We start from the raw sequence: 20196 nt of genomic DNA, 5'->3' as shown, positions 1-20196 counted from the left end.
ATCAGGGGCGTTCGCGGTACAGCGCGGCGCCGGCTGTGACCCCGGCACCCGCGGCGATGATCAGGACTCGATTCCCGACCGGGATGCCACCGGTCCGGCGGTCCAGGGCTGCCACGAGGGACGCGGTATGCATCCGTTCGTCATCCGCGACCACAATCCGCGGCACGGGCACACCCAGGTGCTCGGCGAGCGCCGCACGGAACTTCCGCCGGGCGGGGGCGGCCACGATCAGATCGACATCCGCGAGCTCAACGGACGATGCCTCCAGGCATTCTCGTGCCGCCCGCGCTCCGGCGGCCGCGAACCGCTCGTCCATCGACTCCGATTCCCGGAACCGAAGTACGTTCCGGGAGTCCTCGAGTCCGACCGTGGCGCAGAAGCTTTCACCGGCGTCGGAGCGGTTCACCCAGTGGACGGGTCCCAGGCCGTATTCGTCGTCGGTCCAGCGGCAGAGGATCGCTCCCCCGGTCGGCGCGAACGGAAAGTGCTCACTCATCCCACGTCCGGGATCGGCGTCACTGGCAACCACCAGCGCCCAGTCGATCGTGTGCGACCGCAGGAATCCGTCGACGATCTGCAGACCGTTGAGAGCCCCACAGGATCCGTTCGCGACATCGAAGGAAAAGGTCCCGTGCGTGTCGTCGTGGGGGTCCTCCGGGTGGGCACCGATGTCTTCCTGGATGAGCGCCGCGAGGGCGGGCTCGCCCAGATTCCGGTCGCGGTACAACCCGACGTTGACGAGCAGGTCCAGGTCGTCGGCCCGACGGCCGGCCCGTTCGAGGCAGGTCTGGGCGGCCGACACCGCCAGATGCAATGCACTGTGGCGGGTACGCCAGCCGCCGCGTGTGACATCGAGCCGATCAATGACTGTGCCCATAGTGTGCCACCAATTCCTCGTCCAGCGTCAACAGAACGACACCGATCTCCAAACCCGAGGCGAGCGCGATCAACGCCACGGTTTCACCCGCGCGGATGCGGCCTGCTTCGAGTTCCTCGACGAGCGCGACGGTGTGCGTCGTCGAGGCCGTATTTCCGTAACGGTCGACGGTGATGACGGCGTCGTGCCGCGGAGAATCGCCGAGCGTGGCGGTCACCTCGGCCATCCCTTTACGGATCGCCCGCGCCGAGGTTTGGTGTGTGATCACGTGATCGATGTCGTGGAGGGAGATACCGGCGGCATCGAGCACCTCGTGCAACAACAGCGGGGTGTCCGCGATCGCCGCCCGCTGGATCCCCCGCGAATTGGTGAACATCCGGGCGCCGGGGTCGCCGCCCTTGGGGTAGGCGAGACAGAGCCGACTGTAGTCGGCGACGGTGGTGAATCCGGCCAGACCGATCCCTGCCGACCCGGCGGGGGCGCGTTCGAGGAGTAGAGCGGCGCCGGCGTCGCCGAGGGTGAGGCACGCGAGCTCCTTGCTCATGATGTTCCGGATGTGTTGGGCAGCATTCTGTCCGAGCTGCGAAATGTACTCACCGCTGACGACAAGTGCCCGTTCGACGATTCCCTGACGGATCCAGTTATTCATCACCGTCACACCGGTCAACATCCCGGCGCACGCGTTCGAGAGATCGAAAGTCATCGCCGCCGGTGCGCCGATCGCCTGCGCGACAGCACTACTCATCGTCGGCTCCAGCCATTGGGTGAGCCCGCCGTGAAACTTGGTGATGCTGCAACTGACCACCACATCGATCGACGCGGCGTCCCGGTTCGACCGTTCCAGGCAATCCAGGGCCGCCGAGATCGCCAATGTGTAGGAGTCCTCGTCCCCCACCGATACCCGGCGCTCACGGATTCCGGTGAGCCGCTCGAGGTCGATGTGCGTCGAGTGCCGGGTGGTCGACATCAGGTCCGTGGTAGTGAGATGCGTCGAGGGTAGATGCCTCCCGGCCCCGGCGAGGCGGGATGCGAACGGCATTCGCACGCCGTCGTGCTCGGTCTCCATGACCAGCCAACGCTTGACCATCCATCTCACCTCCGTGCTCACTTTCACCATCGCGCACCGGCGATCTCGTCACCAGGGCATTTGGACCCTTCCGGGGAACCTTCCTCCGCTCACCGACGAATCCGCGGAGGTGAGGTCCTAGGACCCTTGTCCTGAGGCAGCCGGCACGCCGACGCTGAAGAAGCAACGAGAGGAGTCGTCATGCAGGCACGACACGTCATGAGCAGCCCGGTCACCACCGTGGATCGGTCGACCTCGGTCGACGAATGCCTCCGAGTGGTCGGCACGTCGGGTTTCACAGTGCTCCCGGTCGTCGACGAGCAGAAACATCTCGTCGGCATCGTGTCCGAGGGGGATCTTCTCCGTGCACGATTCCGTGAGCTCGGCGGGGCCGAACCGACGGCCACGACGCAGGATGAGGCGACCGCGGGCGATGTCATGTCCAGTCCCGTCGTGGCGATGACCGCGGACGCGGAGGTCAGCGAACTCGCGTCCGCCATGCTGCGATCGCGGCTGCGCGGCATCCCCATCGTGCACGATCACGACATCCTCGGGATCGTCACCCGTCCCGATCTCATCGCCATCCTCACGACGGACGACGATCAGATCGCAAAGGAAGTGCAACACCGCCTCGATATCTACGGCGGAGCCGGCCGATGGCGCGTCAACGTTGCCCACGGCTCCGCCACGATCTTCGGGGCCACGCCGGAGGACCCGGAACGAAATGTCATCGCCGCGCTGGCCGAAACCGTACCCGGCATCACCGAGGTGCACATCCCTCCGGACTAGCCAATAGCCCTCAGTCGACCCCGATCTTCGACCTTGCCCGACTGGAGGTGGCAGTGCAGACCAAGTATCTCGACGCCCGAGACCTCCGATGGCCCTGGATCGCCGCCGCCACCCTCGTGGGGGTCGGCGCACTGTCGGTGACGTCTCCCCTCACCGTTCTCGGTGGCGCAGCCGCGGTGGTCTTCGTCGGGCTCGGCGTCTTCCGCAATCCGCGCCACCGCGTCACCGGCGCCACGATTGTGTCCGTTGGTGTCGGACTGATGGTCCCGGGTTTACCCACCCTACTTCTACAGGGCGTCAACTCGCTGTGATCGGCCGCTCGTCGGTCCGGAGATTGGCTTGTGCCCTATTCGGGCGATCTTGGGAGTGAACATTCGCGGCGGGTCGCCCGAACTGAAACGAGGCTTTGCGATGAAGACAGAGTCACCGATTGTCGCCGGTGTGGACGGATCGGCGCAGTCGCTCGAGGCCGTACGTTGGGCCGCCGACGCAGCTGTCCGCCATCGTGTTCCGCTACTTCTGGTGTCCGCCCTCCCGGCTGCTCATGGTACGTTCGGCGACGCCGTCAACCTGTCCGCGGGCGTGTTCACCGGCATCGAGTACGTGGGTACCCAGAGGCTTGCCACAGCCGCGGAACTCGCCCGACGCAGCGTTCGCGACAACCACCTCACCCTCCGGACGGTGCTGCAACACGGCTCGGCCGTACCGGCCCTGCTCGAGGTGGCGAAGTCGGCTCGCATGCTGGTCGTCGGTTCCCGCGGGCTCGGAGAGTTCACCGGCGGCCTGGTGGGGTCGGTCAGCTCCGCAGTAGCCAGTCACGCAGCCTGCCCGGTGGCGGTGGTCCGCGGAATGCCCGAAATGGATGCGCCTCCATTGGACGGGCCTGTAGTCATCGGTGTCGACGGCTCATCGAACAGCGAACCGGCCATCGCGGCGGCATTCGAGGAGGCCGCTCTGCGCGACGTCGATCTGGTTGCGGTGCACGCGTGGAGTGACTTCAGCCTGTTGACAATCGCGCCTGCCGATCTCAGTGACAACGAACTTGCCTGGTCGGCAGCCGAACCAGCGGAACAGGCCCTCCTGTCGGAGAGCCTCGCCGGATGGAAGGACAAGTACCCGGACGTCGTCGTCCGCAAAGTAGTCGTCCGGGACCGGCCAGTTCATCATCTGCTCCAGCAATCGGAGGCTGCGCAGTTGGTCGTGACCGGCAGCCGTGGGCGCGGCGGATTCGCGTCGCTGTTGCTCGGATCGACCAGCCGGGCACTCCTCCACGCCGTCAGCCGCCCGCTGCTGATCGTGCGTCGCTGACCTCAATTGATTGATATTTCGACTGCCCGAGATCTGCGCCGAGACAGCCTGGGGTGCATTGCTCTTTGCAGAGCATTACTAATGGTGACGGGCAGGTGCTACACCTCCATCTGTGTCCGTGAACAGGTGACCGGAACCCACGAGGTAATCACCACGACCGTGACGCCGGACGTCGAAAGGATGGAGCCGTCATGCATACACGTCACATCATGAGCAGCCCGGTCACCACCGTGAGTCCGTCGACCGCCGTCGACGAATGTCTCCGCATCATCGCGAGGACAGGGTTCACCGTCCTACCCGTCGTCGACGAGTCCCAGCACTTGGTGGGAATCGTCTCGGAGGGAGACCTGCTCCGCGCAAAGTTCCACTCGCTCCCCAGAGCCGACTTGTCAGTGTCCGAGACGATGACCACCCCGGTCGTTGCGATGACACCGGACACCGACATCAGCGACCTCGCGTCGGCGATGCTGCGCTCGGGTCTACGCGGAATTCCCATCGTCCACGAACACGATGTCATCGGAATCGTCACCCGGCGTGATCTTCTCGCGCTCCTGACAATGGACGACACCCGCATAGCGAAGGACGTGCAGCATCGTCTCGACGTTTACGCAGGATCGCGGCGGTGGACGGTCGAGATCACAGACGGCACGGTGGCGATCACCGGGCTCGCGCTCGACGATCCGGAACGAGAGGTGGTGACGGCCCTCGCCGCGGGCGTACCGGGCGTCGCGGACGTTCAGTTCACCCAGTCCTGAGGCTTCTCAGGCACCCCCGTGGCCGGTTCGGAGACTCCGCTGTTCGGGGTGTGGTTGGCCGGCAATAGCGTCTTGTATCGCGGAGATTCGTTGTCGTTCGCGACGGTCTTCCTCGACCTTCTCGGCGGCTGTCACCACGTGCGCGTCCGGGCCGGGAAATACCAGTGCCTCGTGACCGTCACGTATCCACCTGACAAGGTACGGAGGCTCGCCGTCCGCGTGGCGAACCTCGACGATCTGACCGACCTCGTCGGGGCTGTCCACGACTGTGCCTTTCACAACCAGCCAGTCCCCTGGTTCTGCGTGCATGTCGATCTCCATCCATGGCAACCTATCGAGCGACGCGCACATATGTCGTGGTTCGGTTGTGCCAGTTCGTGTGCTGCCGTATGGCGAGTGAGGTAGTGGTTGCTGCCCCTTCCCAGTTCACTCGTCATTGGATACCGGCAGTAGGGCCGAGGGTCCTCAATCGAGGGACCCCGGGGTGCTCTGTGAGGGAACATCGAGCCAAGACCTGCACAATCGACGGGCCCGGAACTGTCATGTTCCGTCGATCCCCGCTGCGCGCGGTGAACGCGGCAGGGTGAAGACGGTTCCCGCTCCCCGACAGGCGGCCGACGGTCGCGAGGTTCGCGACCCAGATCGAGTCACGGTGGGCGGATCCCGATCGGTGACTTTGTGCCCTGTACAGCAATCCCGTCGCGAGGTGAGAACCATCCGGCTTCCGCCCGCCCGGACTTCCCCCGTGTTCGTTGACAGTCAGGCCCCGACAGGGGCCTCACACTGCCCACTGATCGCGTTCCGTGCCGTGCCGTGCCGTGCCGTGAATGGTGACAGGAGACCCTACTGACCGCCGTCTTTCCGATGTTCACTCGAACTGTGAGAAGTGTTTCGGCGCACACGAGTCGTGTCGCGCGGAGTGATCCGCTCTCGACTACTCCGCACCGGCATCCCGCTCAACGAACACCGAGAGAAGGGCGCGAGAATGTCCGAGGATACGTTGGTCAAGCAGAATGTCGCGGCTGGCACCGCCACGGGCGCGGCCGTCGTCTTGGTCACAGTGGGGATACTGCAGCTTCTCCAGGGCATCGCCGCTGTTGCGAAGGACGAGGTGTTCGTCGTCGGCATCAACTACACGTACAAGATCGACCTCACCACCTGGGGATGGATCCACCTTGTCCTGGGTGCGGTCGTCGCACTCGTCGGCTGCGCGTTGTTCACCGGTGCCACCTGGTCTCGTGTGGCCGCAGTGATCATCGCGGCAGTCTCCATACTCGCGAACTTCCTCTGGCTGCCGTACTACCCGCTGTGGGCGATCCTGATCATCGGGCTCGATGTGGTCGTCATCTGGGCGGTATCGACCTGGAAACCCGACGAGGCATATCCGGACGCCACACGGCAACGGTAATACCGCGATCGAATGCCGGTGCACCCGCGGCGAACCTGTACCGGACGGGGCGGCATCACGTCAGCACAGACAGACCGCCACGCTGCCGGGGAGCTGGATCTGTAACGAGGAGCCTCGCATGACGAACCACGAACACCTTTCATGGTGCCGCGAAAACAGTGACCGGCTCCTGCCTGGAGATTGAGTCGGACGGCACACGCATACTGGTGGACTGCGGACTGTTCCAGGGCTCACGGAGCCTGGAGACACTGAATCACGGTGCCTTCGCCTTCGCGCCGGAGGGGATTGATGCGGTCGTACTCACCCACGCCCATATCGATCATTGTGGCCTGCTGCCCAAGCTGGTGGCCCGCGGCTTCGAAGGGCCAATCTTCTGCACCGACGAGACCTCCGAGCTCCTGCAATACATGCTCGCCGACGCGGGAAGGATTCAGGAGTTCGAGGCGCAGCGACGAAATCAACGGCGAGATCGCGCCGGCGAGGGGACATTCGAACCGCTCTATACCGAACAGGATGGGTTGACGGCGTGGAGGCAGACCCGCCCCGTCCCCTTGGAGGAATGGTTCCAACCCACCCCCGGGTTTCGAGCACGATTGTGGAATGCCGGACACATTTTGGGTGCGACGTCAGCGGAGGTCGACGCTGGAGGGGTGAGTCTGCTCTGTTCCGGCGACCTCGGTCCACAATACAAGGCGTTCCACGCCGACCCGGAAGGCCCTTCGGGCCTGGACTACGTTATTTGCGAGGCGACCTACGGCAGCCGGTCCCGCGCGAAGCTGACCATCAGCGAGCGACGGGACCTGTTGGAAGGAGAGATCAACAGGGCCATCTCACGTGGTGGCAACCTGGTGATCCCTGCCTTCGCGCTGGAACGCACGCAGGAGTTGTTACTCGACATTGCGTACCTCGCCGATGAGAACCGCATCCCCAACGTGCCGGTCTTCGTCGACTCGCCGCTGGCCAACCGGGCTACGAGCGTCTTCGCCAGGCATGCCGCCGAACTCGAGGATCTCAAGGGCAAGGACATCTTCCACCATCCGGCGATTCACTATGTCGATGATGCTGCAGTCTCCATGCGGATCAACACGATGTCGGGGGTCATCATCATTGCGGCCTCGGGAATGTGTGAGGCGGGACGGGTTCGCCATCATCTCGCACACAATCTGCATCGCCGGGATTCGACGATCTTGTTCGTCGGGTTCCAAGCTCAAGGATCGCTCGGTCGCATAATTCTCGAAGGTGCAAAACAAGTTCGTATTTCGGGCTCGGACGTCAATGTTCGCGCCCACATCCGGCGGATCGACAGCTACTCTGCCCATGCAGATCAGGCCGAACTGCTGGACTGGATCAAGGCGCGGAATCCTATTTCCGGAAGCCTGTTCTTGACCCATGGTGAGCCGGGAGCGATCGCGGCGCTGACCGAACTGGTATCCGACGACGACCCTTCGCTTTCCATCGTCACCCCGAAGATCGGCGAATGCTACCAACTGCAGTCCGGCACCCCCGCGAAGCTGGCGGGTACCGCCCGGACGGACGCGGCGCAACTGATCGGTCGGGACTGGCAGAACGACTACGCGGATTTTGCCGTGAGCCTCAAGCGTCAACTCGCCCGGATCTCCGAGACCGGGAACCGCCAGAAGGCCATAACGGAGATGCGCAGAGTCCTGGAACGGTATTCCGACGTCCACGACTCGCAGACGGAGCCGGTGCGCGATTGATCCGAGGACTCTGGGTGCCTGCGATGCAGTGGCCGCTGACGTCAGCAGTTGCCCTATCGGAGCTGGACCGGGGCCGTCCCCCGCGGTATCCCAAGTGTGTCCTGTGTAACTCTGAGGGTTGGGACATCGAGGCCGCATTGCGTCGCCCAGCCTTGTTCCGCCCCAAAGATCTTCCGTGGTGATCGGAAGCATCAGTATGTCCTTCGCGAAAAAATCGACATGCCACGCCGCGGAGATGCCGACGGTGCAGGTCGTCCGATCAACAGGGTGCCGACACCGATAAGATGCTCACCCTCGACGGCGCCGAGGGCACGATGTGCGTAAGACTGTCGGCAGAGTGGGGCACCGAACTCACCGAGGTGTTTCGGGCGTCGAGCGAAGATCAGAGTGAAGCGTTATCGGCCGACATCCGCTGGCGCAGGGGCACGACCACGTCTACTCGTCCGGTTGAGGTGCCGGATGGGTGAGGCCGGCGATCGCAGTGCCAGTCGCTGGTGCCGCGCGTGTTCGCATGCAGCCTGGGCGCCCTAGCGCCCGGCATCGCACCGCCGCAAGGCCCGCGGAGCTATACCTGATGTTCGGAGAGTGATGTGGAGAATCAGGCGAAAGGTTCAGCGCGAGATCGCTGGTACCCGGAATCAACACCCCTCGAGGCGGAGAGAAACGATCGACCATCCCCGAGTCATGGTGCGGTGAGTGCCCGTACAGAGATCGCGGTTGAGGTTCTCTGCAGGACCGGTGTGGAGGGCCCCGGCCCTCCACACCGCGCGGGTCATTGGCTGGGAAGTGCTTTCGGGGCACAGATGGCTTCGACGAACGACCCGACTGCATGCTCGGGAAGATGACGGGCGATGTCAGCTTCGCTGATCATCCCAACCAGTCGATGATCGTCGAGAACCGGCAGCCGGCGGATCTGGTGCTCCTCCATCACGGTGACCACCACTTCGACGCTCGCTCCGGCATCGACATGGTAAGGGCTGCCCTGCGCGAGATCGCCCGCGGTCATCGTGGCCGGGTCCTGTCCGGCAGCAACGCATTTGAGTACGATGTCTCGGTCGGTGATGATGCCGTGCAGGCGGTCGTCGTCGCCACAGATCGGCAGCGCCCCGACGTCCAATTCCCGCATACGTTGGGCGGCAGTGGTCAGGGTGTCGTGCTCGCCGATGCAGGTCGCCCCCGCGTGCATGATGTCACTTGCTGTGGTCATGATTGGTGATCTCCAAGGGTCTGTCGAATAAGCGGTTTCAGATGGTGGCGTGTGGCCACGTCAGCGGTTCCCTGGCCCGGTGACCGCAGACGCCAGCAGGTAGGTGCCCAGCACGACGGCGGCAAGGACGGCGATCGCGAAGGCGATGGTGCTCCAAGCACCGATCACCGCCAGAATGACCCACAACGTCGCGATAACCGGGATGATCGTCTTCGGCATACTGTCCCCGTTCAGGAAGGAGGCCTGGGTGAGCGGGTCCCCGTGTTCCGCGGTTCTCTGCCGCGGCAACCGGTCTGCCATCCGGGCGCCGATCCTCATCGCGTTCCACCCCGGCACAAGGCGGCGGTCAGGTGACTTTGCCGCCACTGGGCGTCGCCTTGATTTCGACGTGCTTCTCCGGTGTCGAGGATTCGGTTACCGGTACCGTCACAGTCAGGATCCCATCGGTGTAGGAGGCGTCGATGTCGTCTTCCTTCGCCCCGGCGGGCAGCGGCATGGACCGGTAGAAGCTGCCGTAGTGGAATTCCGACCGGGTGCCTTCCTTGTGTTGTTCGGTGCGTTCGGCCTTGATGGTCAACTGCCCGTCCCGGACGCTGATGTCGACGTCCTTTTCCGGGTCCATCCCGGGCAGTTCGGCGCGTAGGGTGTAACGGCCTTCGTCGAGATGTTCCTCGACACGGATCATGTGCCCCTCGAGGGACGTCCACGGCGGCATCGCCTCGAACCTGGCCATCAGATCCGACCAGTCCGGCAATGACGGCCACGCCGGCAGCAGTGCCTGGTGTGGGCGGCGGGGCGAGAGAATGCTCATGGCTGACTCCAGAATCGGGAGGTGTTACCTGACCCCTCCGAGTCCACTCCCCCTCAGGGGAAGACAGTAGGGCCAACAGTCCTCAGTTCGAGGGCTCACGTCACCGGCGGCAACTTTCATCCCGACCCTCCCTGAGTTGCCACGGTTCGCGACACCGGAAGACTGAGACCTCGAATCGAATCTGTTGGCCCTCTCGTGAATCCGGGTCTTATCGGTGTGCGCTGCGGCGCAGAGGTGGCAGTGTGGACGGCAGGTAGGTGGTGAACCACTCGCGGGCCAGTACCCCAACTTGCTCGAGGGTTCCGGGCTCTTCGAACAGATGGGTGGCACCGGAAACGATCTCGATCCGGCACTCGGCGGGGATCGCAGCTTGCGCGCGGCGGTTGAGCTCGAGAACGGTGTCGTCGCGGGAACCGACGATCAACAGCGTAGGGGCGCGCACTTCGGTCAGATGCTCACCAGCGAGATCGGGTCGGCCGCCACGGGAGACAATCGCCCTGATGTCGACGTGAGAGTAGGTGCCGGCAGACAACGCTGCGGCGGCGCCGGTGCTGGCCCCAAAATACCCCACCGGCAGGTCGGCGGTGTCGGGTTGGTTTTTCAGCCACAACGTGACCGCGACGAGCCGTTCCGCGAGGAGGTCTATGTCGAATACCAGGCCACGGTTGCCTTCTTCGGCGGCGGTGAGGAGATCGAACAACATCGTAGCCAGACCGGCCTGGTGCAGAATTTGAGCGACATAGCGGTTTCGCGGGCTGTGGCGGCTGCTGCCGCTGCCGTGGGCAAAGACGACTATCCCGATCGGGTTTTGCGGGATGGTGAGATGGCCCAGGCAGCGGACCCCGCCGGCGGAGACTTCAATGTCTTCGTCGCGAATCGGCGGATCAACTCCGGCGTCCGCCGACGCGTGTTCGCGGACGCCGCTGCGTGCACACCGCAAGAGTTCAGCTACCTCTTCGTCCGTGGTCTGGGAAAAATCCCGATAGCCCTGTCCTACCGCGAAGAATCCTCTCGGGGTCTGCATACACACGACCTCGTCGGCGTCTTCGGCAAGGTTGTCGATTTGCCGTGGCGACCCGATCGGGACAGCGATAACCACCCGCGCGGCGCCCTGTGCACGGGCGACCTGGCACGCGGCCCGGGCGGTCGAGCCTGTCGCCACTCCATCGTCGACGATCAGCGCGATCCGTCCCCTGATCGGGACCTGGTCGAACATGCCGCGTAAGCGTTCAGCGCGGTCACGAAGCTCGGCCGACTGGGTGCGTTCGACGGCGGCGATGTCGGTGACGGTGAGCGCGGCCCGTGATACGACGTCGGGATTGATCACCCGTACGCCGCCCTCACCGATGGCGCCGAAGGCCAGCTCGGGTTGGTACGGGACCCCGAGCTTGCGGACCATGATCACGTCGAGGGGGGCGTGGAGCGCCTTGGCGACTTCGAAGGCGACCGGCACGCCACCTCTGGGGAGTCCCAGCACCACGACGTCCTGTCCTTGGAATGTGCGTAGGCGTCTGGCCAGCCGCCTTCCTGCGTCGGCGCGATCGACGAATCCCATCAGAACCCTCCTCTGGCCAGAACAATTTCTCAGGCCTGTTCCGAACCTACGTCCGCCGGTGCACGCGTCACAGGGCCATAGGTCGCAAACTTGGAAGTTTGCTACCGATGGTCGGCGTGCACTCGAATGGTGGCGAATTCCTGGTGAAAACTGTTGTACACCAGTATGTTCTATTGTCGATTCGACCGGGACTGGTGTTCGACCCGGATATCTGTCAGGAGCGCGTCGGTGATGCTCCGACCAGTGTGAGCCACTCGGTGGCCCCCTGCGTGCCGGAACCGCTCCGAAACCCGATGTATCCGTCGGGGCGGACGATCACGGTGCCGGTGCCCGGCCAGCTGCGAACTCGGTGAACCCGTAGCCGCCCGTTGGGGATGAGCGGCACTTCCCAACTCGTGTCCCGCTGCAGGAGCATGTGAATTGCCGGTGTCGCAATCAGATGGTGTAGCTGCTGCCGGGCACCGTTGACGGTCACTTCCTCGTCCGGGATCCGCTCACCCGCTGGGGCTGCGACGGCGGTGGAACCCCTGGCGTCCTCGACCGTCAGCGGGCTGTGTCGATAGTGCCGGCGAAGTTGGGCGAGCAGCTGTACTGCGTACGTGAGGAGCCGACGACGTCGTAGCAGCAGCGGGACCAGCGGCGCCCCTGCCGACGAGAAGGCGATGCGGAGGAGTGACGGCACCGGACCGCGGCCTGCCTCGGCCCAGAACAACAGGTGGGTCAGCAGCAACACTTGCTGGGCGACAGGCCGTCGCTCGGCGGCGTAGGACCGCAGGAGGGTGGCGTTGCTGCGGCCCGGAAGGCGTGCCGCGAACGCGAGTTTCCATCCCAGGCCGGCAGCGTCCTGGATGCCGGTGTTCATGCCTTGGCCACCCGCTGGGGAGAAGGTATGCGCGGCGTCGCCTGCGAGAAATACCGGTCCGCGGCGATACCGTGACGCGATGCGGTGCTGGACTCGTACCCGTTCCGACCACGGGATACCGGTGATGTGGGCGTGCAGATGTGCCCGGTCGAAGAGGTGCTGCAGGTGGTGGCGGTCGGTTGGGGTGTGCGTGCGGTTCGGTGGTTGGGCGGTGAGCACGCGCCATTGAGCGGCTTCGCCCGTGGGGAGCAGGAACAGCAGTCCCTGGCGGTGGAGCCCGATGTGTGCGATGCCGGGCTGGACGTCACCGTCGAGTTCGACGTCGGCGAGGAGAATCTCACGCGGGTACGCGGCCCCGTCCCAGGAGATTCCTGCGGTCGCGCGCACTGTGCTCGTGCTGCCGTCGCACCCGATGAGGAACCGGGCCGCGATCTGCCGGCGGACGCCGTGATGGGTCACCTCGCAGACAACTCCTTTGTCTGCACGGTACGACGTGAACTGTGACTCCCACTCCACCTCGACGCCGCGGTTGCGGAGTGCTCGTCGCAGGACGGCTTCCACGTCGGCTTGCCGAACGAGCAAGAAATTGGGAAATGCGGTGTTCGGCAGCCGGAGTTCGCCCGGGCGGACGGGCACACAGCGACGGCGCAGGTGCAGGTGGACCTGCGGGCTGGGATCTCCGAGCGCCAGGAGTTCATCGATCACACCGTGTGGTCGGAGTACTTCGAGGGTCCGGGGCTGGACGAGGAAAGCCCGTGAGAATCGGGGCGCGTCGGGTCTGCGGTCAATGATCCGCACGTGGGCGCCGTAGTCGTGGGCGAACAGGGCCGCGGCGAGTCCGGTCGTGCCCGCACCGACGATGAGCACGTCGAGAGGCTCACCGTCCGGCGCGATCATGTTGATCCTGTCTCCGTCCGGACCAGCCGCCACCACGCCTGGTCGGGCGGTGCGGACCACTCTTCTGATCGGGCGCCTTCGAGGACGTCGTCGCGAAGCTGACCGGGCAGGATGCAGTAGCGGATCGAGTGGCGATGGCTCACCAGCGCGAGAGCCCACCACAATGCCCGGACGTAGTCCTCGGCCGGGCGTGTACCGTCCCACTGGTAGAAGCCGCGGTAGCGGTCCAGGTCGTCCGCGGTGAGCCACAACTTTGATACGAATCCGGGGAAGCCCGCGAATAGTGGTGTGTTGAGCAGCCTTTCGGCTTGGAACAATGCGTGACCCCATCCGTGGGCTCCCCGCAACCGGAAGGATACGACGAGGACTGATGGATCGCGTGGAGACTCGTCGCAGGCGACGGTCTCGCGGTAGACGACTCCGGTGGTGCCGTCAGCGAACGTCATTCGCCGGCCCATGTTCCGTTCCGGTTGGTGAAGACGGTGGCGGGCCAGGAGGTTCATCGTGCGCGCGGCGCACCGGGCCAGCCGCGGTGCCGCCACGCGCAAGGGCAGTGGTCGCGGTTCGCAGTCACGGATGGATCGCTCTGCCACAGGGTCAGCCCTCGCCTGCGCCGCGTTCTCGGGTGTCGCATCCAGGCGCTCGGCGCAGGGCACGAATACCTCGGTGCGGGGTGCCGCGACACCAGGCCCGTCCAGGTAGGACTCCCACGGGTCTCCTGATGGGACGTAGCCGTGCTCCGTGATCCAGTGGACGGCGGCGTCGTACGCTGCACCGATTCCGCTGTAGTCACCGGCATGGATCGTGGTGGCAGCGCGACCCGCCGGTTGTGACGTCGGCTCGACACGACCGCGGGCGGCGATGCCGCCGCTGAGGGGGAAGCCGACCTCGACGTCCAACCTGTCGTCTGCGGTGTGGCGGTACCGCGCGGATGGAGCACCGGTGATGCGCCGGCCCTGCCGTTCGGCAACGGTTACCACCTCGCCGAAGGCCTGCCCGAGAAAGTCTTGCATGTGGTCGAGGCCGATGCGGCCTCGACCACAGCGGCCGGGTGTGCATCGATCTCGACGAGTTCGATTTCGTATCCCATACCTCTACCATCGGCGTCGCCTGTAGGCGACGCGAGGGCCGAAGGTCCCCCGGCAGCCATTTTCTCGAAACCCTCGAACCGATCGTTCCGCCCTGCCGGCACCCCGCATCACGTACCGCAACTCGCGCTACACGTCCACGACATGTCACAGGACACCGAGATGCCGATCGTCCGGACTGTTGCTGGTGCGGTCGTCTCCAGGACAGGCCTCCTCGCGGAGGGCATCCAGGACGACGGAGCCGTCCACGGTTTCCCTGGCCTCCAGCAGCACAGTGAGGCGATCGAGTGCGGCGTGATGACTTGTCAGGAGATCGGTCGCCCGTGTTTCCGCCGCCCTGAGCAGCCTCGCCACCTCCTCGTCCACGACGCGCTGCGTGTGCTCCGAGTAGGGTCTGGCCAACATGTTTGCTTGGGTGTCGGCATGTAGGGAGTCAGGGTTTTCGGAGGCATAGCCGACTGGGCCCAAGGCCTTCGACAGGCCGAACTCGCGCACCATTCGAGTGGCGATGGCGGTTGCGCCGATCAGATCGTTCGCGGCGCCGGTCGACCCCTCGCCGAACACCACGAGTTCCGCGGCTCGCCCCGCCACCCGCACCGCGAGCAGATCGGCGAGATAGCTCTCGCTGTAGAGATGCCGTTCGACCTCGGGGAGTTGCTCGGTGGTGCCCAACGCCATTCCGGCGGGCAGGATCGTCACCTTCGCCACCGGATCCGCGTGCGGGCACAATGCGGCGAGCAGGGCGTGGCCGGATTCGTGGACTGCCACCGAGTGCCGTTCTTCCGGCAGCAGCGCATTTGTGGTGTCGCGCCGCCCGAGGAGCACCCGATCGCGTGCGGCGGCCAGATCCTGCGCCGAAATGACTGTGCGATCTCCCCGCACGGCGTTGATCGCGGCCTCGTTCACGACGTTCGCGAGATCGGCGCCGGAGAAGCCCGGTGTGGCCCGGGCGACGATGGTGAGATCGGCATCCGGGCCGAGATGTTTCTCCCGGGCGTGGACCGCGAGGATCGATGCCCGCTCCGTCTGATTGGGGAGCGGAATCGTCACCCGACGGTCGAATCGGCCGGGCCTCAGCAGGGCGGGATCCAGGGATTCGGGCCGGTTGGTGGCGGCGAGGACCACGATTCCCACGCTCTGGTCGAATCCGTCCATTTCTGCGAGTAGCTGGTTGAGGGTCTGTTCGCGTTCCTCGTTTCCACCGAAACCGGCTCTCCCGCGCCGGCTTCCGATGGCATCGATCTCGTCGATGAAGACGATGGAGGGTGGACTCTTGCGGGCTTGCGCGAACAGGTCGCGGACGCGGGAGGCGCCGACACCGACGAACATCTCCACGAATTCGGACCCGGTGACCGACAGGAACCGGACGCTCGCCTCCCCCGCGACTGCGCGCGCCATCAAGGTCTTGCCTGTTCCGGGCGGCCCGATCATGAGCACTCCCCGGGGGCCCTGTGCTCCGGCGGCGGCGTACTTCGCCGGATCTCGGAGGAAGTCGACGACCTCGCTGACTTCCTGTTTGACGCCTTCGTAGCCGGCGACGTCGGCGAAGCGGGTGGTGGGACGCTTCGCTTCGATCACCCGAGCCTTGGAGCGGCCGAAGGCGCCAGCACCGCCGATACCTCCGCTGAAAGCGTGCTGTGCCCGCCGGGTGACCCAGAGGAAGAGTGCGCCGAGAAGTACAAGCGGCAAAAGACTTCCCAGTAGTGTCCCCCACACGTTTCCGGTCGCCTTCTTCGCCGTGATTTGGATGTTCTTGGATTACAGGCGCTGGTCGAGGCCGCTCACGTTCAGGGCCGTCGGGAGTTGGGTGACGAAGGCCGAGCCGTCGGTGAGTGTTCCGTCGATCCCGCCGTCGCCGTCGATGGTCACTGACTTGACCGATTCGGAGTCGATCCTGCCCAGGAAATCGCTGTACGACAGTGTCTGGCTGTCCGTGCCGGCCAGAGTGGCCACCAGGATCACCGCGAGCAGCATCCCGAAGAAGGCGAGCATCGGCCACCATGAGCCCGGCGACGGAGGCTGGGGCGGACTGGGATCCGGTGGTGGCCCCGATCGCGCCGAGCGGGAGAGATACCGGCGCGAGAACCGCAATCTGGTGATCACGGCTGGCCCCATGGTTGCGCGAGCGAGCGGGCGGGTCGACGACCAGATCCGATCAGGTGCATGCCGGACCCCTTGTTCGAATTCCCATTCTCGGTGTCTATTCAGCGTCGCCGGAACGCGGCGGGGAAGACAGGGCCGAATGTCATCTCACCCGGGAGACGTCCAGGTCGGCAGACCGCGGCGGGGGCCACGAGTCGGTGCCCTGCGGCCCCTCCGCGAGGGACCAAATCCTCTCGGGCACCCCGCGCGAACAGCGTTCGATGGAACATAGACACGGGATGAGACGCACGACCTCTCCCGACCGGGTGATACCGGATTCTGGAGGACCGCGCCCCGGTCGACTCCCGCGCACAGCGACCCGGAACAGATCTTCGTCGCTCGGCTCGGCCGAAGGGTACCGGAGAGATGCTGCTATTGAACCTACTCGGCGGATTGACCGAGGAGGAAGTCGACCTCGTCGTCGCAGAGGAACTCGAACTCCCCTGATGCCTCATCTGAACTGGACCGCGTTCACGCCAGTGAACCCGCACGCGATCGACACGGACTGTACGGTTCCTGACACGGTTGGTGCGGGGTGTGCACCCCGTGTCAGGTCGGCCGGCCTTGTTGCCCTGCACGGCCTGCCCGGGGGGCGACCCGGGCGAGGTGCTAGAGCGCCGAGGGATAGGTTTCCGGTGTTTCGCCTTCCACCCAGAGACTTGTGCGTTCGAGGGGCTCGACCGCCCTGGTCGTGTCGATATGGATCACCGCATCGAATTGCTCGGAGATCCGGGTGTGGAAGTAGTGGCTCTGCCGCTCGGTCTCAGGTCGGTAAATCACCCCAATCGCCCGCTGGAGTCTCGCGGCACGCAATGTCTTCGCAACAGTGTTTTCCTCATCGGTGCGCACGAGGAAGGATTGCTCGCCGAGCTCATGGAAGAGCGCCTCGACGCTACCGGGCAATGCCGGGCGCACGTCCTTGCGTTCGGCCGGGCCGCCCCACTGACTCGCCGCGGTGACGGTGCCGGAAAATGTGGTGAAGCCGATCAGCAGGCAGTCGCCGGGATGCGTTTCGCGCACCAGCTGCCCGACGGTCACCTCGCCGCGGCTTCCGGCCTCGGTTGCTCGCGCATCGCCGACATGTGAGTTGTACGCCCACAACACGATTCGAGATGTCGTGCCGCACTGTCGGTCGAGATGTTCGATGAGCGCCTCGAGTGTGCGGACCATATGACGGTCGCGTAGATTCCACGAGAGCATGCACCCACTGAACATCGTTCGGTAGTAACCTTCGGCATCACACACGCCCACGGCGTTGCGTTCTGCGTAGAACTGCTCGTCCTCGGCGCCCATCCCGTCCCGCCGCACGTAGTCCAGGGAGTGGCGTTGCAGCTCGACGAGTTGTTCGACAACCTTCTGTTCGCACCACTCTCCAGCACCGAATGCCGCTGCATAACCATATGATTGACTATCGTCACCACCGCGGTTATCGAAGCAGGAGTAGCGGTCACGGGCACGCTGGGCGGCGGCGGGGTCTACCCGATCGAGATAGTCCACGACCTCGCGCGTGGATCGGTGCAGGCTGCACAGATCGAGACCGTAGAACCCGGTGGGGGTCCGACCGGGCGCCCTGCAGCGTTCATTGTGTTCCTTCAGCCATCCGACGAAGTCCCGTACCGGGGCGTTCCGCCACATCCAGGCCGGGAACCTCTCGAATCCGCGCAGTGCTTCTTCTGCGGTCGCGTCGGGACCATCCCGCGCACGTAACGGGTGACGCGGTAGGCGTCCGACCAGTCGGCCTCGGCAGCGACCGCCGAGAATCCTTTCTCCTCGATGAGCCGTTTGGTGATTTCTGCGCGCGCCGCATAGAACTCGTGGGTGCCGTGGGAGCTTTCGCCGATCACCACGATCCGGGCGTCGTCCACCAGATCGAGAAGCACGTTGAGTGAGGGAACACCGTGTGGGGCATCAAGTGCCGCGGCGCGCAGTGCTGCCGCCGAGCTGAATTCGAACGCCTTCGCATCACCAGCTGTCCCGGCGACAGTGGGCGTGCCCAGAAGCGTCAGGACCTCGCGGTCGGTCACCTGCGCGAAATTCCAGAACGATTCACTGACTGCGTGGAAGGGGAACGGCATTGTCGCGCATACCACGTCGTCGACCATGGCGGCGAGGTCGCGGCATGTGGACTCGGTGCGTCGACGGCGGCGAACATGCTCGCGCCGGTGGCGAGGCCGTCGTCGACGAGGATGACGATCTTGTCGGCGACGTCGGGAGGCGGTCGGTTCTCGCGGTAGACAGCTTCCCGTCGCGATAGTTCCCGGCCCTCGCGATCGAGCTCTCGGCGTATTTGTTCCGGGGAGATTTGCAGGTCTCGGATCACGTCGTCGTTGACCACCACGGTGCCGCCGCTGGCCAGTGCGCCCAGCGCGAACTGGGCGTGGCCCGGTACTCCGAGCTTCCGTACGACGAACGCGTCGAGTGGGGCGCCCAGCGACGCTGCCACCTCCCCTGCCATGGGTATCCCGCCCCGCGCCATGCCGAGCGCAGTGACCCTGGGATTGCCACGGAACCCCTCGAGGAGTCCGGCCAGGACCCGTCCGGCATCTCGGCGGTCTTGAAAGACTTGTTCCGGCCGTCCCGCCGGCATTGCGGTGGTTGCACTCATGTCACCCTGCTTCTTCAAGGTCCGGACGCGTGGGTATTGCGTGCCCCTATTCGATCCTTCTTGCTCTGATACCCAGGGAACGGGGTCAAAGTGCCTTTTCCGCACTGGGTGCGGTGTTCCGGTCGGAGGGCGGGACGCGCCACGGTCACGGGCGCGCCACCTTCGGGGACCAGCCTCAACTAGTGACTGTCGACCCTACTGTCATGCCTGCCAGGCGACTTCGATGAGGATGTACTTTCGTCGACGTCGGAGCCCTCATGTCTGCCGTGATCATCCTTGCCGTAGTCGTCACACTCGGGCTCCTGCTCGCCCTGTCCATACGTGTCGTGAACCAGTACGAGCGCGGTGTACATTTCCGGCTCGGCAAGATCATCGGGGTGCGCGAGCCCATTCTGACGCTGATTGTCCCGGTCGTCGATCAACTGTCCAAAATGTCCATGCGGATCGTGACGCTGCCCATCCATTCTCGAGGAATCATCACCCGTGACAACGTCAGCGTCGACATTGCAGCGGTGGCCTATCTCCGCGTCGTCGACGCGAGGAAGTCGGTGGTCGTAATGGGAAACGTCGGAAGTGCGATCAATCAGATTACCCACACCACCCTCCGCTACGTCGTCGGACAGCATTCTGTCGACGAGACGCTCTCCGGCACCACAGTCATCAACGGCAGCATTCGGCAGATTCTCGACACGACCACCCTCGAGTGGGGTATTCAGGTCACCCTGGTCGAGCTCAAAGACATTCAGCTTGCCGACAGCATGAAGTGGGCGATGCCCCGGGGGGCGGAGCGGGAGAAGAGAGCAGAGATCATTGCGGCGGAGGGGGAAGCGAAGGCTGCCGCCGCGCTCGGCACGGCTTCCGACTCCATGATCGCCCACCCACTCGCATGGCAGCTACGGAACTTGCAGACAGCCGCGGAGTTAGGCGTCGAGAAGGACACTACCGGCGTCTTCCCTGCCCCGCTGATGAGTGCTAGCGGTGAGCTCGGGTCGTTCCTTTCCCGCGAGAGCACAGCCGCATCGCCGGTAGTAGATCCTCAAGCCGTGTGGACGGACTGCGCCCCCACCCCCTTGGCCATGTCGGCATGAGTTCGCTCGCAACCCGATCA

The 20196-nt window shown here is 64.8% G+C and carries 19 protein-coding genes and 1 pseudogene; 8 read left to right on the top strand and 12 right to left on the bottom strand.

The features are described from left to right. Position 1: 1 nt before the first annotated feature. Together CJ179_RS33720 and CJ179_RS33715 are read right to left on the bottom strand one after the other, a co-directional pair. On the bottom strand, positions 2–877 hold the full coding sequence (locus tag CJ179_RS33720; protein WP_072950839.1) for a 3-oxoacyl-[acyl-carrier-protein] synthase III C-terminal domain-containing protein: 876 nt from the start codon (positions 875–877) through the stop codon (positions 2–4). After that, positions 861–1964, bottom strand: coding sequence for a 3-oxoacyl-ACP synthase III family protein (locus CJ179_RS33715; RefSeq protein WP_083395428.1), 1104 nt, complete (start codon positions 1962–1964; stop codon positions 861–863). The genes CJ179_RS33720 and CJ179_RS33715 overlap by 17 nt, the downstream gene beginning before the upstream one ends. Positions 1965–2144: 180 nt before the next feature. Here CJ179_RS33715 and CJ179_RS33710 point away from each other — a divergent pair, with 180 nt between their 5' ends. From CJ179_RS33710 to CJ179_RS33695, 4 genes are all read left to right on the top strand, one after another. Continuing rightward, a complete protein-coding gene (locus tag CJ179_RS33710) occupies positions 2145–2732 on the top strand; it encodes a CBS domain-containing protein (protein ID WP_072950838.1) in 588 nt (195 codons plus the stop codon). 53 nt (positions 2733–2785) lie between these two features. After that, positions 2786–3043 carry a hypothetical protein gene (locus tag CJ179_RS33705; protein WP_072950837.1) on the top strand — a complete coding sequence of 86 codons (258 nt, stop codon included), beginning with the start codon at positions 2786–2788 and terminating at the stop codon, positions 3041–3043. A gap of 100 nt (positions 3044–3143) precedes the next feature. Then, the gene (locus CJ179_RS33700; protein WP_095864280.1) at positions 3144–4040 is read left to right on the top strand and encodes a universal stress protein; all 897 of its coding nucleotides are present in this window, start codon (positions 3144–3146) and stop codon (positions 4038–4040) included. 191 nt (positions 4041–4231) lie between these two features. Beyond that, positions 4232–4795: a CBS domain-containing protein gene (locus CJ179_RS33695; RefSeq protein ID WP_072950835.1), complete on the top strand. Its 564-nt coding sequence runs from the start codon at positions 4232–4234 to the stop codon at positions 4793–4795. A gap of 6 nt (positions 4796–4801) precedes the next feature. Here CJ179_RS33695 and CJ179_RS33690 read toward each other — a convergent pair whose 3' ends face one another. Then, positions 4802–5116: a DUF1918 domain-containing protein gene (locus tag CJ179_RS33690; protein WP_072950852.1), complete on the bottom strand. Its 315-nt coding sequence runs from the start codon at positions 5114–5116 to the stop codon at positions 4802–4804. 664 nt (positions 5117–5780) lie between these two features. Here CJ179_RS33690 and CJ179_RS33685 point away from each other — a divergent pair. From CJ179_RS33685 to CJ179_RS52250, 3 genes are all read left to right on the top strand, one after another. After that, positions 5781–6203: a hypothetical protein gene (locus CJ179_RS33685; RefSeq protein ID WP_072950833.1), complete on the top strand. Its 423-nt coding sequence runs from the start codon at positions 5781–5783 to the stop codon at positions 6201–6203. A 158-nt stretch (positions 6204–6361) separates the two neighbouring features. Next, positions 6362–7921: an MBL fold metallo-hydrolase RNA specificity domain-containing protein gene (locus tag CJ179_RS33680; protein WP_095864279.1), complete on the top strand. Its 1560-nt coding sequence runs from the start codon at positions 6362–6364 to the stop codon at positions 7919–7921. A 284-nt stretch (positions 7922–8205) separates the two neighbouring features. Further along, a complete protein-coding gene (locus CJ179_RS52250) occupies positions 8206–8388 on the top strand; it encodes a hypothetical protein (RefSeq protein WP_072950828.1) in 183 nt (60 codons plus the stop codon). A gap of 305 nt (positions 8389–8693) precedes the next feature. On the opposite strand, the gene CJ179_RS33670 is transcribed toward CJ179_RS52250, so the two are convergent. The 9 genes and pseudogenes from CJ179_RS33670 to CJ179_RS33635 all read right to left on the bottom strand — a co-directional run bounded on the left by CJ179_RS33670 (position 8694) and on the right by CJ179_RS33635 (position 19088). Then, a complete protein-coding gene (locus CJ179_RS33670) occupies positions 8694–9128 on the bottom strand; it encodes a CBS domain-containing protein (RefSeq protein ID WP_095864278.1) in 435 nt (144 codons plus the stop codon). A 60-nt stretch (positions 9129–9188) separates the two neighbouring features. Continuing rightward, on the bottom strand, positions 9189–9428 hold the full coding sequence (locus tag CJ179_RS33665) for a hypothetical protein (protein WP_143051311.1): 240 nt from the start codon (positions 9426–9428) through the stop codon (positions 9189–9191). 46 nt (positions 9429–9474) lie between these two features. After that, positions 9475–9939 (bottom strand): Hsp20/alpha crystallin family protein, encoded by a 465-nt coding sequence (locus CJ179_RS33660; protein ID WP_072950820.1) that lies wholly within the window; start codon positions 9937–9939, stop codon positions 9475–9477. A gap of 208 nt (positions 9940–10147) precedes the next feature. After that, positions 10148–11494, bottom strand: coding sequence for an alpha/beta family hydrolase (locus CJ179_RS33655; RefSeq protein WP_072950817.1), 1347 nt, complete (start codon positions 11492–11494; stop codon positions 10148–10150). Between the two features lie 214 nt (positions 11495–11708). Next, a complete protein-coding gene (locus CJ179_RS33650) occupies positions 11709–13253 on the bottom strand; it encodes an FAD-dependent monooxygenase (protein WP_095864277.1) in 1545 nt (514 codons plus the stop codon). Then, entirely contained in the window at positions 13250–14266 is a 1017-nt protein-coding gene (locus tag CJ179_RS50790; RefSeq protein WP_143548949.1) for a GyrI-like domain-containing protein, read from the bottom strand. Before CJ179_RS50790 ends, CJ179_RS33650 begins: the two co-directional genes overlap by 4 nt. Before the next feature lie 222 nt (positions 14267–14488). Continuing rightward, positions 14489–16084: an ATP-dependent zinc metalloprotease FtsH gene (gene ftsH / locus CJ179_RS33640; RefSeq protein ID WP_257015925.1), complete on the bottom strand. Its 1596-nt coding sequence runs from the start codon at positions 16082–16084 to the stop codon at positions 14489–14491. A gap of 15 nt (positions 16085–16099) precedes the next feature. Next, on the bottom strand, positions 16100–16333 hold the full coding sequence (locus tag CJ179_RS53105; RefSeq protein ID WP_244163415.1) for an ATP-dependent metallopeptidase FtsH/Yme1/Tma family protein: 234 nt from the start codon (positions 16331–16333) through the stop codon (positions 16100–16102). A 759-nt stretch (positions 16334–17092) separates the two neighbouring features. Next, positions 17093–19088, bottom strand: a pseudogene (locus tag CJ179_RS33635) (erythromycin esterase family protein). 257 nt (positions 19089–19345) lie between these two features. Between CJ179_RS33635 and CJ179_RS33630 the strand changes: the two are divergent. Then, on the top strand, positions 19346–20176 hold the full coding sequence (locus tag CJ179_RS33630) for an SPFH domain-containing protein (RefSeq protein ID WP_095864276.1): 831 nt from the start codon (positions 19346–19348) through the stop codon (positions 20174–20176). The last annotated feature ends 20 nt before the right edge of the window (positions 20177–20196 follow it).

The sequence above is a fragment of the Rhodococcus sp. ACS1 genome, from assembly GCF_002300155.1.
In the GTDB taxonomy this organism is placed as follows: domain Bacteria; phylum Actinomycetota; class Actinomycetes; order Mycobacteriales; family Mycobacteriaceae; genus Rhodococcus_F; species Rhodococcus_F koreensis.
This window is presented reverse-complemented; position numbering and strand designations above follow the sequence as displayed.

Bases quoted from the DNA above. Each gene is read 5' to 3' on its own strand.
- CJ179_RS33710 (WP_072950838.1), top strand. From the start codon at position 2,145: ATGCAGGCACGACACGTCATGAGCAGCCCGGTCACCACCGTGGATCGG.
- CJ179_RS33650 (WP_095864277.1), bottom strand. From the start codon at position 13,253: ATGATCGCGCCGGACGGTGAGCCTCTCGACGTGCTCATCGTCGGTGCG.
- CJ179_RS53105 (WP_244163415.1), bottom strand. From the start codon at position 16,333: ATGCTCGCCTTCTTCGGGATGCTGCTCGCGGTGATCCTGGTGGCCACT.
- CJ179_RS33720 (WP_072950839.1), bottom strand. From the start codon at position 877: ATGGGCACAGTCATTGATCGGCTCGATGTCACACGCGGCGGCTGGCGT.
- CJ179_RS33695 (WP_072950835.1), top strand. From the start codon at position 4,232: ATGCATACACGTCACATCATGAGCAGCCCGGTCACCACCGTGAGTCCG.
- CJ179_RS33715 (WP_083395428.1), bottom strand. From the start codon at position 1,964: ATGGTCAAGCGTTGGCTGGTCATGGAGACCGAGCACGACGGCGTGCGA.
- CJ179_RS50790 (WP_143548949.1), bottom strand. From the start codon at position 14,266: ATGCAAGACTTTCTCGGGCAGGCCTTCGGCGAGGTGGTAACCGTTGCC.
- CJ179_RS33700 (WP_095864280.1), top strand. From the start codon at position 3,144: ATGAAGACAGAGTCACCGATTGTCGCCGGTGTGGACGGATCGGCGCAG.
- CJ179_RS33655 (WP_072950817.1), bottom strand. From the start codon at position 11,494: ATGGGATTCGTCGATCGCGCCGACGCAGGAAGGCGGCTGGCCAGACGC.
- CJ179_RS52250 (WP_072950828.1), top strand. From the start codon at position 8,206: ATGCTCACCCTCGACGGCGCCGAGGGCACGATGTGCGTAAGACTGTCG.
- CJ179_RS33665 (WP_143051311.1), bottom strand. From the start codon at position 9,428: ATGGCAGACCGGTTGCCGCGGCAGAGAACCGCGGAACACGGGGACCCG.
- CJ179_RS33685 (WP_072950833.1), top strand. From the start codon at position 5,781: ATGTCCGAGGATACGTTGGTCAAGCAGAATGTCGCGGCTGGCACCGCC.
- CJ179_RS33630 (WP_095864276.1), top strand. From the start codon at position 19,346: ATGTCTGCCGTGATCATCCTTGCCGTAGTCGTCACACTCGGGCTCCTG.
- CJ179_RS33660 (WP_072950820.1), bottom strand. From the start codon at position 9,939: ATGAGCATTCTCTCGCCCCGCCGCCCACACCAGGCACTGCTGCCGGCG.
- CJ179_RS33690 (WP_072950852.1), bottom strand. From the start codon at position 5,116: ATGGAGATCGACATGCACGCAGAACCAGGGGACTGGCTGGTTGTGAAA.
- CJ179_RS33670 (WP_095864278.1), bottom strand. From the start codon at position 9,128: ATGACCACAGCAAGTGACATCATGCACGCGGGGGCGACCTGCATCGGC.